This is a genomic window from Paenibacillus sp. fava2, from assembly GCF_058313675.1.
The window spans coordinates 3,354,257-3,369,736 of record NZ_CM177755.1 but is presented as its reverse complement, the minus strand read 5'-3'; the positions used below and the strand labels follow the sequence as shown (position 1 = coordinate 3,369,736).

General features: G+C 51.1%; 16 protein-coding genes. 8 read left to right on the top strand and 8 right to left on the bottom strand.

From position 1 onward, the window contains the following. The 4 genes from nikC to AC4G46_RS14435 all read left to right on the top strand — a co-directional run bounded on the left by nikC (nt 1) and on the right by AC4G46_RS14435 (nt 3,376). Nucleotides 1-849 (top strand): nickel transporter permease, encoded by an 849-nt coding sequence (gene nikC / locus AC4G46_RS14450; protein WP_491128542.1) that lies wholly within the window; start codon nt 1-3, stop codon nt 847-849. Further along, a complete protein-coding gene (locus AC4G46_RS14445) occupies nt 849-1,640 on the top strand; it encodes an ATP-binding cassette domain-containing protein (RefSeq protein WP_491128541.1) in 792 nt (263 codons plus the stop codon). The genes nikC and AC4G46_RS14445 overlap by 1 nt, the downstream gene beginning before the upstream one ends. Further along, nucleotides 1,637-2,404: an ABC transporter ATP-binding protein gene (locus AC4G46_RS14440; RefSeq protein WP_491128540.1), complete on the top strand. Its 768-nt coding sequence runs from the start codon at nt 1,637-1,639 to the stop codon at nt 2,402-2,404. The genes AC4G46_RS14445 and AC4G46_RS14440 overlap by 4 nt, the downstream gene beginning before the upstream one ends. A gap of 117 nt (nt 2,405-2,521) precedes the next feature. Beyond that, entirely contained in the window at nt 2,522-3,376 is an 855-nt protein-coding gene (locus tag AC4G46_RS14435; protein WP_491128539.1) for an alpha/beta fold hydrolase, read from the top strand. Between the two features lie 67 nt (nt 3,377-3,443). Here the strand turns inward: AC4G46_RS14435 and AC4G46_RS14430 are convergent, their stop codons facing one another. Continuing rightward, nucleotides 3,444-5,837, bottom strand: a complete 2,394-nt coding sequence (locus tag AC4G46_RS14430; protein WP_491128538.1) for a polyprenyl synthetase family protein — start codon at nt 5,835-5,837, stop codon at nt 3,444-3,446. A 276-nt stretch (nt 5,838-6,113) separates the two neighbouring features. Here AC4G46_RS14430 and AC4G46_RS14425 point away from each other — a divergent pair. After that, nucleotides 6,114-7,474, top strand: a protein-coding gene (locus AC4G46_RS14425; protein ID WP_491123567.1) for an IS1182 family transposase whose coding sequence is annotated in 2 segments (ribosomal slippage) — nt 6,114-6,684 and nt 6,684-7,474 — 1,362 coding nt in all. Because the reading frame shifts where the segments join, the coding sequence is not laid out codon by codon here. A 120-nt stretch (nt 7,475-7,594) separates the two neighbouring features. Here the strand turns inward: AC4G46_RS14425 and AC4G46_RS14420 are convergent. The 7 genes from AC4G46_RS14420 to AC4G46_RS14390 all read right to left on the bottom strand — a co-directional run bounded on the left by AC4G46_RS14420 (nt 7,595) and on the right by AC4G46_RS14390 (nt 13,763). Further along, nucleotides 7,595-7,954 carry a hypothetical protein gene (locus tag AC4G46_RS14420; RefSeq protein WP_491128537.1) on the bottom strand — a complete coding sequence of 120 codons (360 nt, stop codon included), beginning with the start codon at nt 7,952-7,954 and terminating at the stop codon, nt 7,595-7,597. Nucleotides 7,955-8,088: 134 nt separating this feature from the next. After that, entirely contained in the window at nt 8,089-8,856 is a 768-nt protein-coding gene (locus AC4G46_RS14415; protein ID WP_277467170.1) for an SDR family NAD(P)-dependent oxidoreductase, read from the bottom strand. A 314-nt stretch (nt 8,857-9,170) separates the two neighbouring features. Further along, the gene (locus AC4G46_RS14410) at nt 9,171-10,130 is read right to left on the bottom strand and encodes an ABC transporter substrate-binding protein (RefSeq protein ID WP_491128536.1); all 960 of its coding nucleotides are present in this window, start codon (nt 10,128-10,130) and stop codon (nt 9,171-9,173) included. Between the two features lie 144 nt (nt 10,131-10,274). After that, nucleotides 10,275-11,189, bottom strand: a complete 915-nt coding sequence (locus tag AC4G46_RS14405) for a class I SAM-dependent methyltransferase (RefSeq protein ID WP_491128535.1) — start codon at nt 11,187-11,189, stop codon at nt 10,275-10,277. Nucleotides 11,190-11,415: 226 nt separating this feature from the next. Further along, nucleotides 11,416-11,925: a hypothetical protein gene (locus tag AC4G46_RS14400; RefSeq protein WP_491128534.1), complete on the bottom strand. Its 510-nt coding sequence runs from the start codon at nt 11,923-11,925 to the stop codon at nt 11,416-11,418. A 188-nt stretch (nt 11,926-12,113) separates the two neighbouring features. Continuing rightward, a complete protein-coding gene (locus tag AC4G46_RS14395; protein ID WP_491128533.1) occupies nt 12,114-13,046 on the bottom strand; it encodes a hypothetical protein in 933 nt (310 codons plus the stop codon). Between the two features lie 78 nt (nt 13,047-13,124). Next, the gene (locus tag AC4G46_RS14390) at nt 13,125-13,763 is read right to left on the bottom strand and encodes a Crp/Fnr family transcriptional regulator (RefSeq protein WP_491128532.1); all 639 of its coding nucleotides are present in this window, start codon (nt 13,761-13,763) and stop codon (nt 13,125-13,127) included. 169 nt (nt 13,764-13,932) lie between these two features. Here AC4G46_RS14390 and AC4G46_RS14385 point away from each other — a divergent pair, with 169 nt between their 5' ends. From AC4G46_RS14385 to AC4G46_RS14375, 3 genes are read left to right on the top strand one after another with little or no spacing between them, the layout of a single operon-like run. Beyond that, nucleotides 13,933-14,271 (top strand): cupin domain-containing protein, encoded by a 339-nt coding sequence (locus tag AC4G46_RS14385; protein WP_491128531.1) that lies wholly within the window; start codon nt 13,933-13,935, stop codon nt 14,269-14,271. Between the two features lie 17 nt (nt 14,272-14,288). Next, nucleotides 14,289-14,672, top strand: a complete 384-nt coding sequence (locus AC4G46_RS14380; RefSeq protein ID WP_068725763.1) for a cupin domain-containing protein — start codon at nt 14,289-14,291, stop codon at nt 14,670-14,672. Next, the gene (locus AC4G46_RS14375) at nt 14,650-15,405 is read left to right on the top strand and encodes a class I SAM-dependent methyltransferase (protein ID WP_491128530.1); all 756 of its coding nucleotides are present in this window, start codon (nt 14,650-14,652) and stop codon (nt 15,403-15,405) included. Before AC4G46_RS14380 ends, AC4G46_RS14375 begins: the two co-directional genes overlap by 23 nt. The last annotated feature ends 75 nt before the right edge of the window (nt 15,406-15,480 follow it).

The window sequence follows — 15,480 nt, the reverse complement described above, 5'->3', positions numbered from 1 at the left end:
ATGCTACGCTTGCTAAAAGAGACTCAGACAAGTCTTGCCAGGAAGCTTCAGTTGGGCGCAGCCGTTATATCCGCTGCACTACTGCTTCTTGTATATCTCTATACAGCTTTTGTTCTGCGGCATGACCAGACGCTGACGGATCTGGGCATCCGCCTGCAGGGGCCAAGCCTTGAACACCCGCTGGGAACGGACCATCTGGGCCGTGATGTGCTGACCCGGCTGATGCTCGGCGGACAGCAGACCATCGGATACAGCCTGCTTGCTCTCGCCGCCGCACTGTTGATCGGCACCACGGCAGGCATGGTAGCCGGTTACCGCGGCGGATGGCTGGACCGCGTCTTCATGCGTATTGCCGACGGCTTCCTGGCCTTCCCGGACATGATCGTCGTCATTGTGCTGAGCGGGCTGCTCGGACCCGGTCTGCACAGCATGATCATTGCCATTGTAATGGTAAAATGGGTCAGCTATGCCCGGGTAGTACGAACCACCGTTATAACCGAATCTAAGCAGGATTACATGCTCGCTGCGCGTACCAACGGTCTGTCTCCGGCCAGAATGCTCACCAGGCATCTGCTACCGCATATTGCCGGACAGGTACTGGTCCTGGCCAGTCTTGATCTGGGAAAGGTTATTCTGCTGATCTCCTCGCTGTCGTATATCGGACTTGGTGTACAGCCGCCGACACCGGAATGGGGAGCGATGCTGAACGACTCAAGGCCCTATTTCCAGCTTGCTCCCGAGCTGATGCTTTTCCCTGGACTGGCAATTGTACTAGTCGTCCTGTGCTTTACGGTATTGGGAGATTCAATCCGGGATCTCTACGACGTTAAAAAGGAGGTGAGCGAATAATGCTGCATTTTGATGAGATTACGATACGTAACCGTTCACGGGTGCTCGTTGACGGTGTGTCTTTGAATGTCCTGCCGGGAGAATGGCACGCCCTGGTCGGGCAGAGCGGCAGCGGCAAAAGCCTGCTCTCCCGCAGTGCCGGCCTTCTGCTTCCGCCCAACCTGTCAGCCGAAGGCAGCATCCGTTTAGGTGATACTGAGCTGACGGGAATGAACCGGCGAAACATCAGACAGGTGTTAGGCCGGAGGCTGGCTTACATCTTCCAGGATTATCAGGCTGCCTTCGCCCCCTTCCGTACCATCGGCCAGCATTTTAGCGAGGCAATAGCCATCCATGATAAAGAAAATCTCAAAGAAGCCCGGAGCCGTACCGCTATTGCCCTGGAATCCGTTGGACTGGAAGGCAGCCTTGCGGGGAGGTATCCCTTTCAGCTGAGCGGTGGCCAGTTACAGCGCGCCTCCATCGCGCTTGCCCTGTTGTTCACACCGGATGTGCTTATTGCGGATGAAGTCACTACAGCTCTTGACAGTGTAAGCGGACACCGTGTGCTGAGCCTGCTGAACAGGCTACGGCTGGACACCGGCTGCTCCATCCTGTTTATCACCCACGACTGGCGGCATGTCCGGCGGCATACCGACCGGATTGCCGTCATGAAGGAAGGCCGGATTGTGGAGGCCGGAGGAACGCACAGGGTGCTCGATCACCCGCGTCACGATTATACGCGCCAGCTGATCGCTGCTGCCCCTGTGCTGACCCGCCTGCCGTCCGGACTGCAGGAGGTGGGCGGGTGAGTACATCTCTGCTGTCCGTAGAACAGCTGACTAAAGAATACAAGAATGGCAGACACGCTATCCGTGGCGTAAGCTTCAGCCTGGAACAGGGCGAATGCCTGGGCCTTGTCGGAGAGAGCGGCTGCGGAAAAAGCACATTGGCACGCTGTCTGCTGCGGCTTGAGCCGGTAACAGGCGGAACCATAACCTTCAGGGGGCAGCATATCCAGCAGCTGAATGAAAAGCAGCTGAACCCCTGCCGGCGGGACATGCAAATCGTGTTCCAGAATCCTGCTGCGGCTCTTAATCCGCGGCTGCGCATCAGAGATAGCCTGCTGGACCCGTATAACCAGTACGGCCGCCATATGCAGCACAACTATTTCAGCTGCGCTTCCCGCTCCGCCTTTGTTGATGAGCTGCTGGAAGCAGTAGAGCTGCCCTCTTCCCTCGCCGGCCGTTACCCCCATGAGCTGAGCGGCGGCCAGAAACAGCGGGTAACCATAGCCAGGGCGATCAGCATAGAGCCGGCGATGATTGTGCTCGATGAGCCGACAGCGAGTCTGGATGTGTTATCCCAAGGGTCCATTCTCACACTCCTGGAGCAGCTGCAGCGCCAGCTGAATCTGGCCTATCTGTTTATTTCCCATGATCTGGCTGCAGTCAGCCGGATGAGCAGCCGCCTGCTGGTAATGCGTGAAGGGCAATTCGTTGACGAATTTGCCAGGCACGAGATGTTCGCAGAGGACAGGCATGAATATACGAAAGAGCTAATCGCCATCTATTGAACAAAACAGAGCCCCTGCTCTGTTTTTTCTATATTCGCAGCAAGGCTTGTCCATCCCCTCCCCTTCGCTTACAATAAATCCAATTGATAATCATTCTTAATTGATGGAGGAGAGAGATTGCCGGACACACAAACACATCCATTTGGAGTCAGCCATTATATTGAAACTCCTGACGGCCGTAAGCTTCATTATATGGAAAGAGGAAGCGGAGAAGTCACTGTCGTGTTCGAATCAGGCATGGGCATGTCCCGCTCATGCTGGGGGCTTGTGCAGCCGCTGATCGGGGAAGCAACGCGTGCTGTTGTTTACGACCGGGCAGGCATCGGCCGCAGCGAAGCCGACTCTGCTCCACGGACGCTCGCCCGAATTGCCGGAGATCTGAGCTTTCTGCTGCAGCAGCTTGGCAGCGGACCGTTCATTCTGGTCGGCCACAGCTGGGGCGGGCCGGTTGTCCGGACTGTGGCAGCCTCACTTGGCCCCGGCCTGATCCGCGGGCTGATTCTGGTCGATCCGACGGATGAAAACTGCAGCATGTATTTTGACGAGGCTGCAGCGAAACATTACGGCAGAATGGACTTCATTATTCCGCTGATGATAAAGAGCGGCCTGTACAAGCTGATCGGGAGCAGGGCCGGCAGGGTTCAGCCTGCCGGGATCTATGCTGATCACAAGCGAGAGGACTTTACGATGCAGGCAGGCCGGACCATACTTGCAGAGGGCAGGGATTTCATACGGGATCTGAAGGGACTGCTGGACCAGCCGGTGCCGCTCGGCAGTATCCCCCTGACCATCATCTCCGGCACCCATATTTCGCGGATGGAGAAGAAGACCAGACCTGCACTGCTTGAAGCCCACCGGAAAACAGCAGCAGGCCACCCGGACAGCAGGCTCGTCGAAGCCAGCCGTTCCGGGCATATGATCATGTATACTGAGCCCCAGCTGATTGTGGACGAAATTAAACGGATGGTTTGATAAACCGCAAACTCACCAAAAAGCACAAATAAGCCCGCATCTTATGCGGGCTTATTTGCTTACTCCTTTACCGCTCCCGGTTCACCACATAATTAAGCAGATGCTTCAGGAAAGGGATATTGCGGGGAATTTCTTGCAGCGCGTCACTTGCCAGACAGTAATGCTGCCACATTTCCTTTCCGGCACCATCCTGCCCGAGGATCGAGACGAAATTGGACTGATTATTAAGTGCATCGTTGCCTGCGGGCTTGCCGAGCACATGGGCTTCCCCTTCCACATCCAATAGATCATCCCTGATCTGAAAAGCAATCCCCAGATGGTATGCAAACCGCTTTAATGCTTCAATCTCCGCTTCTTCCGCTTCAGCCAGCATCGCAGGCATCACCAGACAAGCCTCAAATGCGACTCCCGTCTTGTAAAAGCATATCCTGTCCAGCTGCTCCAGGGTCAGGGATTTGCCTTTGGAATCGAGATCCATCATCTGTCCCATGCACATATCTGCTGCCTTTTGCGTCGAATAACGGATCAGGGCCAGCACGGTCTCCGGCTTGAAGCGGATCAGGGACGCCTGCTGGAAGGTCGCCTGCTGGATCAGGTACAGGCCGGTTAATTCGGCTACCGCGCTGCTCTGAACCTGGTGCAGGGTCTCGCGTCCTCTGCGGGTCGGGGCGTTGTCCTGCGAAGGCAAATCATCAAAGATCAACGATGCCGTATGCATATACTCCAGTGATCGCAGCAGAGGCATGACCGCCGGCGCGTCAAGCCCGTATCCGTTCACACCCATAACCCAAGTCAGGATGGGACGCACCCGCTTCCCGTCCCCTTCCAGACTATAATTGGCGGCATGGATCAGCCGTTCCTGCATGGCCGGAAGGCTCTCCGGGCTGCTGAACCTCAATTCATTGTTGATCAGGGAACGGACATTTTGCAGGGTGCCGGAGAATTCCTCCTGATCCCGGGCATCCTGTTTGAGCTGATCGATTAACCCGTCACGCAGCAGCTTGTCAAAAAAGTCCACGTCATCCGCCTTGCTGACCATTTTCTGCAGTAACCGGCCCAACTCCCCTAAGCCGCCGGCAAAAAGCTTCATCGTCTCATTGTATTTGACGGCTCCCGCACGTTCCCTGTAACGTTTAAGACCGTTGACCGCCCGGTCCAGTATCACTTCACGCGCTTTGGAATCAGAATGGTAGACACTGTGAATCAGGTTGGCTACAACCGCCCAGTAGACTTCAAAAGGATTGATCAGATCAGGCCTTTCCTGATGATACTTTAAATAATAAGTATACGGGGTGACAGCCCCGTCTTTCAGATCTTGCTCCATATCGGCAAAATCATCCGCCAGCTGATTGTAAATGCCGAAGAAAAAGGTCCGCTCCTCAAAGCCTTCATCCGGGGGAGCACTGATCACTGAACGGGCAATCAGCCGGGATGAGGACGATTTCAGAATGACGGGGATATACAGCTCCTCATTGGTGTATCCCTTATAGGAAAGAAGCTTGACACGGTCAATATCCTGAGCCCGAAAAAAGACATGGGACTGGGCAAAAAAGGTCTGCCGGCTGTCCGCATCCTGATGATCCCTGATATAGACAAATGCTTCTGTAAGCTCCTTATGGATGTACTGAATCAGCTGTCTGTTCTGACCGGTCCATACGTCCAGCTCCGGCACTTCCCCGGACAGCAGTGCGCTGCCGATTAATGCGGAATACTGCTCCTTTTCAAGGGGAGTCAGAATACTCGAATCCAGCAGATCATCGACAAACGGATAGGTCAGGCCATAGGAATAACCGAGCCTCACAGCGGCGTCCAGTCTGCGGGAGCGCTCCGCCGGCGCTGCATCCTCCCCCATTTCCTCAATGACATGCAGGATAACCCCGATAATAATCTTAATCAGCTTGCGCTGGGCATGCTCTGCGCTCATTCCCTCGGGAATATGGGCAGCTACGGCCCTCAGCTTCTTGAACAGCCAGATGATTGCCGTTTCTATGCCTTCCTTCCGGGCCCATCGGTATACCTCCGCCAGATTCATAAACTCCGGTCCTGTTGCCCCGTTTCTGCCGGGGGGGTTTGACAGAAGCCGGTTCATGTCATCAGCCATGCGCTGTATCCGCCGCTGCGTCTCCGGGGCATTCAAATCCTTGCCTAAATCTCTCATGTACATATAGGAGATGCTGCGGTTAAGATATTCTGTCAGCTTACCTGTAACTTTAAGCCATTGAATGTACCGGTAAAAATCCCGTGTATCCGGTTTACGGCCTGCTCTTTGGAAAACGGATAATCCGCTGAAGCGCCGGAGATGATTTCTTTTCCATATCTGAATGTCTTCGGTCAGGACCCGGATTTGCGATTTGTTTGTTACCTGGTAATGGAGTGCCGTGAAGTATTTGAGCGCCTTCTGTTCCGCATTGCCATACTCCTCTGTTGCTGTCTTCCTGAAGTTATCTTTCATTCGATGCACAACCCTTGGCTCTTATTTGTACTGTAAACAACTGGATTTGTCCTGTTGAACAAACACGGTGCAGGCTTTTTCTCCTCCTTATACGGACTGCGGGCATGAAGGTTACGCTCAATCTACCGTACATCTGAACTTATGTATAAAAAAAAGGCCCCGAAGGGCCTTCAGGCTGTCGAGAAAGTCTCGACAGCCTTCTTCATGTGATTTAGATTTCATACGACACCGCGTTAATGTTGTATAATATAGGTAACTAATTATAAAACGGATGGTGTGTCAAAGATGCTGCGTTCCAATCGAGAAAAACAACAAGCTTTCGAATTTGTTTCCATTGAAGATTTGGTTCCCCAAGACCACTTGCTTCGCAAGGTGGATAAATATATAGATTTTTCGTTTATTGATGAGAAGGTTAGACCCCTGTACTGCTCGGATAACGGGCGCCCTGCGATTGATCCAGTCGTGCTGTTCAAGATGATTTTCCTAGGGTACTTCTACGGCATTCGTTCCGAACGTCAGTTAGAACGTGAGGTCCAAACAAACTTAGCTTACCGTTGGTTTCTTGGACTGGGGTTAAGCGACAAGGTTCCAGACCACTCCACGATTAGTTGGAATCGGCGAACCCGATTTAAAGATACGAACATTTTTCAGGATATTTTCGATGAGATTGTGCTTCAGGCCATTTCGCACAGGATGGTGGGGGGACGGGTTCTTGTCTCAGATTCTACTCACGTTAAAGCGAATGCGAATAAACACCAGTACACGAAACAACAGGTACTGCAAAACACCAAGGATTATGTGGATGAGCTCAACGCTGCCGTAGAGGCAGACCGGAAGAACCATGGAAAAAAGCCTTAAAACCTAGAGAGGAAGTGAAAGAAGAAAAAGAAATTAAAGTGAGCAAGACCGACCCCGACAGCGGATACATGATCCGCGACGGTAAACCGGAAGGCTTTTTTTATCTGGACCACCGGACGGTAGATCTGAAATACAATCTCATTACGGATGTCCATGTCACGCCCGGAAATGTCCATGATTCCGTGCCGTATTTGTCGCGTCTGGACCGCCAGCAGGAACGTTTTGGATTTGAAGTGGAGGCCATTGCACTAGATTCAGGTTATTTAACAACGCCGATTTGCCGCGGTCTGCAAGACCGAAAGATCTTTGCCGTTATTGCTCACCGGAGATTTCATTCCAAGCAAGGGCTGTTTCCCAAATGGAAGTTTACTTTTGACGCTGAGCAAGAGATGTACATCTGTCCAACCGGCCAAGGACTGAAGTACCGCACAACGGACCGCAAAGGCTACCAGCAGTATGCGTCCGATCCGGAACAATGCAAAAGTTGTCCGTTTTTAAACCAGTGTACGCAGTCCAAAAACCACCGAAAAGTGGTAACCCGGCATGTCTGGGAGGACAGCAAGGATTGGGTCCGGAACAACCGGCTCAGCAAGTCAGGCAAGCAGTTGTATCGCAAACGAAAAGAAACCATTGAGCGAAGCTTCGCGGATGCTAAAGAGCTCCATGGGTTTCGCTATTGCCGGTTGCGCGGACTACCAAATGTCAGGGAACAAGCGCTGATGACGGCAGCTGTGCAGAACATGAAGAAGATGGCGATCCACCTGGATCGCCGGGAAAAACGGGGTTAATCCCCTCATTTTCCCGTTTGCAGGTCGTTATTGAAATACAAAAGAAACCCATGTCATTTAAAGACCTGGGTTTCTCGACAATCTGAAGGCCCCGAAGGGCCTTTCCTGTAATGCTGCAGCTTATTTCTTCAGGCTTAGCAGGTAAGCATCTGCTTCCTCATAAGTTGGAAAGTGTACAGCAAAGCTTCCGAACAGTCTCTTCATCTGCATTTTCCAGATTGGAGAGTTAGCGACATATACCCAGCCGCCAAGGCCGTTGGCAACCGCCATTTCACCTGTAGGAGCCAGCATTGCAGCAACCTCAGGGGACAGAATGGTCGGGGAACCTGTTACATCAGTAATCCCGGTGAAGCCCGGTTTGAGCTGTTTCATTGCTTTTTCGAAATCGGAGATGTAAGAAGGCACATCTGCTTCGGTAAGACCCATTGCTTTTACAACCACTTGATTTTTTGCCGAGTTAACTTCCATTGTGTAAGGCATGCTGATTCCTCCAAGTATAATATTAAATCATATGTACATATGATTTATATCGGTTTTTGTTTACGCTTTGTTGAGAGAAAAAGGAATATAATTAATGTATTTAATAATATACAGTTCCCTGTCAGGAAGAGCTATTATTTGGTAGCTGAATAGCCACCGTCAATCAAATGAACAGTACCTGTAATGAAACCGGCCTCTTCACTCAACAGGAAGCAGACAAAGTTCGCCACTTCTTCCGGAGTCCCATACCGCTTAAGTGCCGTACCGGAGGCAATTGCCGACTGCAGACCTTCCACATCATCGGACAGCAGACGCTCATAACGGCCCATCATCACAGTCGGAACCGGTCCCGGTGCAAGCACATTTGCACGAATGTTGAGGTGACCCACCTCAGCCGCTACTGATTTGGTCAAGCCGATAATGGCGTGCTTGCTTGCGGAGTATGCAGCATCGCCGGCCATGCCGATTGTACCATGCAGGGAAGCGCAGTTCAGAATGGATGAACCTGATGTCATGTGCGGAAGCGCATATTTCATCATCATGAACTGGCTGTACAGATTTGTTTCGATAACGCGGTTGAACGTTTCGAGCGGATAGTCGACTACAAGCGTGTTGTCACCGGTGATGGCTGCGTTGTTATACAGGCAGTCAATTTTACCGTAGCGTTCGATGGTTTCTTGGATAACGCCCTGTACAACAGGCTCTTTAGAAACGTCGCCCTGGATAAAAAGCGCCTCTCCGCCTTGTTCAGTGATTTCACGGACCGTAGCTTTTCCCGATTCGGAAATGGTCACACAGACTACTGATGCACCTTCACTGGCAAGCTTGAGGGCTGTAGCCCGTCCGATACCGCTTCCTGCTCCGGTTACGATTGCTACTTTCCCATTAAATCTGCTACTCATCTAAACACCGCTTTCTTGTTGTAATTTGCTGGCTTTGCCGTTTGAATCCGGCGAATGACCAGCCGGGGAATGGCCCCGGAGGTATTCACAGGGAATCTGGTAATGAAGCGGCAGCATCCCCGCTCTGTTACAATCCGCCCTCATGCGAGCTTTTTCGACAAATTAGTTAAATTGTACCATAGAAATACTTGATCGAATACTCCTTTTTGTAAAAAAACACACTGTTATCTGATTTTTTTATTTATAACAATTAAAAAAAAGAGAGCCATTCTGCGGCTCCCTGCATTTTTATGAAAATTATATGTGAATTCTCTTTATTTACCTGTGTACAGCTTGGTCTTCATCAAAGCTTCAAGGAAGGAGAATTTGCTGTAGGCTGTTCCGCCTTGAGCGAGCGGGTCTACCAGATTAACATAGACATTTCCGCTCTTCACTGCTTTCAGACTCTTCCAGATGGCGTTCTTCTGCAGCTCTTCCAGTGCCTTAGGGTTGTCTGCATTCTCATCCGTTGAGAATTGCACAAACAGGTAGTCCGGATTGATTGCAGCGAAGGCTTCCAGGGAAATATTCTGCTGTGCCTTTACCGACAGTACTTCTTTAGGCACGGCTGCGCCGAGATCCGCATACAGGGAACGGTTGAAGAAGACATCCTTAGGATACAGGAACAGGTTGCCGCTGCGGATACGTACCGCGACTACTGTCTTATCTTTAAATTTAGGGGCAAGCTTGGCCTTAGCTACCTTCAGCTCATTCTGGTATTTAACAATGGCCTGGGTGGATTCCTTCTGCTTACCGGTCAGCGCCGCGAGCAGCTTCAGGTTGTCCATCCAGTCAGTTGCAATATGGGATACAGGGATCGTTGTCGCGATTTTCGCCAGCTTTTCATTGGTTTCAGCCGGGAATTTGGTGCTGCTGAGAATTACGGCAGGCTTGAGCTTCAGAATGGCTTCGAAGTCAGGCTCTGTTTTTTCGCCGATTCCCTTAACCCCGGTTGAAATTTTAGAGAACAATGTTGGGAATTTACCCCCGACAGTAATCATGCCTTTTGGTTTAAAGTTCAATACCAGCGCGTCTTCCATTGCTTCCAGCGCCCCGGTAATGACGATATTATCTGTCTTGGCCGGTACGGTATATACCTTGCCTTTATAAGTGATCTTCTGCGTGGCCGTTGTGGCTTTTGCAACGTTGACTGGAGCTGCACTCACGCTTGCTGCAGAACCGATACCCAGTGCCATAACCCCGGCAAGTACCATACCCATAATTCTCTTTTTCATAGCCTACTACCACTCTCCAAAATATGATTTTGTTAATAATGATAATCATTATCATAGTAGTTATGATAGAGAAATCCGCAGGCTTTGAACATGGACTTTTCGGGCAAATAACATGGACGAACTGCTAAAGGGGCGGTTTGCACATTACCTTTTTACTGCCAGGCAATAGTTCACATTATCAAAAGCGCTAAGAGGATGTTCCGGCTGCTTGTCATTGTACGCCTGAAACAGCTCCCTGGTTATTTCCGGCGGCGTCAGATGCCTGTAGATCAGGAGCCCGCAATCCTCCAGCAGCTGCTCCAGCTCCGGATAAGTATAGCTCGCCTTCATCGGCTCGCCTGACCGTGCGGCAATGATAAGCTGCTTTTGTGTCCGCTCCCCGGCTTCCGCAGTAAATGTAAGTCCGTCGGGATAATCAAAAGCAACGCTGCTTCCGGCAGGAAGCATGTCTGCAAGGACAGACAGAAGCTGCTTAAACTCAGTCTTGGTCAGATAGTAGCTGATGCCTAGCAGGCTGCTGAAGCTGATGCGGGACGGATCAAATTCCGGAGCTGCCAGGAGGAGCTTCTCCCACCCGGCTTCTGTCAAATCGGCAGGCACCTCATGTACATTGACTGGCTGGCCGGAAAAAAGTCCGGCAGTCCGAAGCCGCTTGTCCTCTGCAGTTGCAGGATGATCGATCTCGTAGATCTGCAGGTTATTTGCCCACTCCGGCTGGCGGTAAGCAAACGTGTCATATCCGGCCGCAACAATCAGATACTGGCCGGCTCCCAGCATAACCGCATTATGCAGTGCCTGCTCGGTAAAGGCTGCCCGGCCAAGCGGAGTCGGAGACAGCTGGAAGTCAACAACCGCCCTCAGCCCTTCCTCCTGTGAACCTCTGAAATCCGGCAGGAAGAACCCGGTTCCTTGTGACATATTAAATCCGATGTCATGGTACTCTTCATCCGTCAGTATTGCCCTGGCAAGACTGTCGTTAAATACGGGATGCTGGTTCTGCTCTGCATGATAGGCTCTGGCAAACGCGCTGACAAGAGCGGTCAAGCTTCTGTTCTTCATCTTTAATCACCTCACTCCAGTTGTAACATCCGGCTGGCCGGGCAAACAATACTTGATTTTTTTGTTATTTTATGGTATAATAGAGGTACAAAATTTATATGTTTCACATTTTCGCCATAAATAAGGCGTTTTTTTTATGCAAAAAGGACTGAACACTTCCCTGTCCGGGGATGCTGTTCAGTCCTTTTTCTAGTGATTATGTCCTTAAGGATTAGACCAAATCTGTCTATTTCAGACCACTCTGCGCCTTATTAAGCAGCTTGCCGTCAGAAAAGGTGAGCACGGCATTGCCTCCCGTATAGGAGGACCCCAAGTAGGAGTAGACGATCATCCCTGCAGATTCACTCAGCGCCTGGCCGTCTCCGCCGATGATTGCCCGCACCTCATCATAGGTCATGCCTATGGTGAGCTGCTGATATTGCGCAAAAGTAATCCTTACGCCATCACCTTGACCTGCCGGCCCATTTCCGGAAGTTTCGGCAGATGGACTGTTTGCAGGAGAAGGCTGAGGGGCTGCGCTTCCCTCTGCCTGCAGCGCAGTAATCCGCTGCTCAAGTTCCGTAATCTGCTGCTTTTGCATAGCAAGCTCCTGTTCCAGTATAGCGGTTCGTTTCTGCAGGCTGTCTAAACCGGACTGCTCCGGTTCGTCGGCGGAACCGCAGGCGGTTAATGCCAACATCAGAACCCCGGCGAGAAGCGGCTTTCGGGCTTTACGTAAATAAGTATGTACAGTCACTGACCAATACCTCCTGTTTCTTTCATTCAAAAACTGCCGGGACATTAAACAATGTAATACCCTCGTCAACGCTGGCTGAAACAATCCAAGTCTATAATTAAAGCATAAAGCGGGACTTCACTCATGCCCGCTTCATAACAAGAGGCTGTTCGTTATCGGACAGCCTCTTTTTAGCAGCTTTTAACGCATCAGCTTTCAGAATAGCGGTCTACCACCTGCTCCAGATAAGCTGAAACCTCCTCTGTACGCTTATTGGCGGAAGCATCAATCAGCGGAATCAGCTTGGCGATGATATTCAGCAGTTCATTGTTACCTGGACCCTCCAGCAGGACATCGTCGTAGGCCCGGCGGAGCTCCGGGTCAAGCTCATTGGTATCGTAATCATAGGCCGGGGTATTATCTGCTCCAAGCAGCACCATGGGAACAGCATAGGATAGCTCTTCCCTTACAGCGGCATTACGGTTTGATTTTGAATAATCCTGTACAAAATCACTCATGATTGCCGCTCTGCCGATCAGCTCATCCCAGCTTATTACGACAGCAGCATCAAAAGTTGCCGGCTTATTACTCTCTGCTGCCATGATATCAATATAGGCCGAGATGTCTTTGCCGATATACGGCTTAAACACCTTAAATCCTTCATAATGCATTACCGGATAATACATGCCCTCACTGCTCTCCAGCTTATACCCTTTATCCCAGGTCTCTTTAATAAGCTGGCGGACTCCAGTATCCTTTATCCGCTGCAGCAGCTGTGTATAGGTCAGATTATTAGTGATGTCAGCTTCCATCAGCACCTTCTGAACACGCTCAGGATAGATTTTTTCCGAAAAGCGTCCCAGCTCCGCCTTCTGGGCATTTTCCAGCTGCAGCGTCATTACGGTCGCATACCAGGATCCGGCTTCATCAATATGGTTGATCAGGTATTTGCGTGCCTGAGCCAGGCTTGACGGATTGCTGACATATTTTCGGAACTGGTTGTAGACGGCCTGGGCATCAGCTGCTGAAGCCGCAGAGACCGGTTGTGCGCCTGCCGCAAGCGTCCCTCCAGCCAGAGTCAAAGCTGTTCCCAGCAGTACAGCCCTGCCTGTTTTCGCCAATGTCTTCTGTAGTCGTTTCATGTCTTAGCCTCCTGTAGTGTGAATGATTTGGCCTATTATGACTACTTGGACAAATATGGAATTGATGAATCACAAGCTTCAGGCTTCCGCTAACAGCAGCTCAAACCGGTTACGGGAAAAGGCGATCAGCCCGTCCTGTGCCATCCGCTGCAGCTCTCTGGATAAAGCGCTGCGGTCCACTGTCAGATAATCGGCCAGGTCGCTGCGGCTGAACGGAATTTCGAAGCTGGATGAATTGTTCTTCTGCGCCTGCAGGCTTAAATAATGAAGCACTCTTTCCCGCAGTGATTTATGGGAGACCAGATCCAGCTTCTGATACACGGCCCGGTTGTTCTCCAGCAGCAGCAACATCATATTCTCGATAATTCGTGCCCTCAGCTGGCAGGTCTGGCTGCCCGGGCGGATGATTTTATTTATACGAATGAACAGAATCTTGCAGTCCGAGCCTGCTACCGCCTCATAGCCGCTGGGCTCCTGCGCCAGGCGCAGTGCTGTCTCCCCGAATATATCCCCGCTCTCCAGCTCAGAAAAGATAAAGCGTGTTCCCGATACATTTTCCTTACACAGCAGTACATTGCCGCAGAGAATAATGCCTGCAGAATCCAGCAGCTCCTCCTGTTCGAAAATGATATCCTTTTTGGCGTAATTCTTAATAGTCCCCTGGAGACAGCTCAAAGCAGCCCCTATTTCAAATTCAGTGAAATTTTTAAATAACACAGTGCTCTGTAAGTTATTCATATATTCCTGCACTTTATTTTCCTCCTGTTGCCATGGCAACAGAGTCGTGAAGTAAACTCTGCTACAATTCAATAAATGAGAACGATTCTCATATTTGTATCCATTATATCAAACGCAGGTAATCTATCAACTGAAACAGGAGGACCCTATGAACGGAATCACAGCTGGTACCGTATTCTCGTTTAAAGATATGATTCACATCAAGCCTTACCGGATCGCCAGCAGGCCCTTGAGCTTTGCCGGTCTGCCCGGCGGGGATGAAGCGGCACCCGGCTGGGTGTTGTATGCCATGGACCGGGATGAAACGATCAGCGCTGAAACCTCGCCGTTCTCCAAGCTTATCCAAGTACTTGAAGGCGGGCTGGAGATGCTCGTGGACGGGCAGCCCTGCAGCCTCCCCGAAGGCTCCTCACTCTGGATTCAGGCAGATACGTGGCATGAATTCTCTGCACCCGCAGGCTGTAAATTTTTGCAGATCAAACTCTAATCAGGAGGTTTTATTTTATGGAACAAGGCGGATTTATTAAAAAGCTGCCGCAGGCAGAAGTAATAGACCTGCGGGATATTATCACAGTTGAAGAACAGCAGGTGTCCAGCCTGACACTGGTGCAGCGTCCCAGTCTGGCTATGACACTCCTGTCGCTGGACAAAGGCTCCTCGATTGGCGGACACTCCTCCCCGGGCGATGCCATGGTTAATATTTTGTCCGGACATGCCCGCATCACTATTGCAGACAAGGAATACAACGTGATGGCCGGTGAGACCATCATTCTGCCGGCCAATATTCCCCACGCCCTGTATGCAGAGGAAGCCTTTCAGATGCTGCTCACGGTCGTAAAGCCTGACAAGAAGGAGGTCCGGATCAGTGAAAAAGGAAGTCGGGCATAATTTTCTGGCCAAACTGGGCAAAAAACGGCTGCGTCCCGGTGGTGTAGCCGCTACAAACTGGCTGATCGGACATGCGGGCTTAAGCAAGGACAGCAAGGTGCTGGAGGTAGCATGTAATATGTGCACAACCTCCATTCAGCTGGCACGGCAATACCAATGCCGCATTACCGGCATTGACATGGATAACCGGGCGCTGGACAAAGCCAGAAGCAATATCAAGGCTGCCGGGCTTACAGATTATATTCAGGTCATGCAGGGAAATGCGATGAAGCTGCCTTTTGAGGATAACAGCTTTGACGTCGTCATCAACGAGGCGATGCTGACGATGCTGGCCCAAAGCGCCAAGCAAAAGGCCGTTGCCGAGTACTTCCGGGTGCTGAAGCCCGGCGGCGTACTGCTCACCCATGATATCACATTTACCAAAGACAACATGGCCGATGAGCTGGCCGAGCTGCGCAGAACGATTAATGTTAACGTGGAACCGCTGCCTGTCGCCCATTGGGAAGGGCTCTTCTACTCTGCCGGTTTCAAGAAGGTAGATAATGCGACCGGACAAATGTCTCTTATGAGTATCAAAGGCATGCTCCGTGATGAAGGCTTAGCAGGTACGCTGCGTATTTTCCGGAATGCCATGAAAAAGGAAAACCGCGCCCAGTTCAAAAAGATGTACAGCTTCTTCAATACAACAGGCAAGGATCTGAACTATATCGCTGTATGCAGCAGCAAGCAATAAATATTGCCCGAACTAGCAAAAAGAGGTGTCCCAATCCGCCGGCAGCGGCTTTTGGGACACCTCTTTTAATTGGCA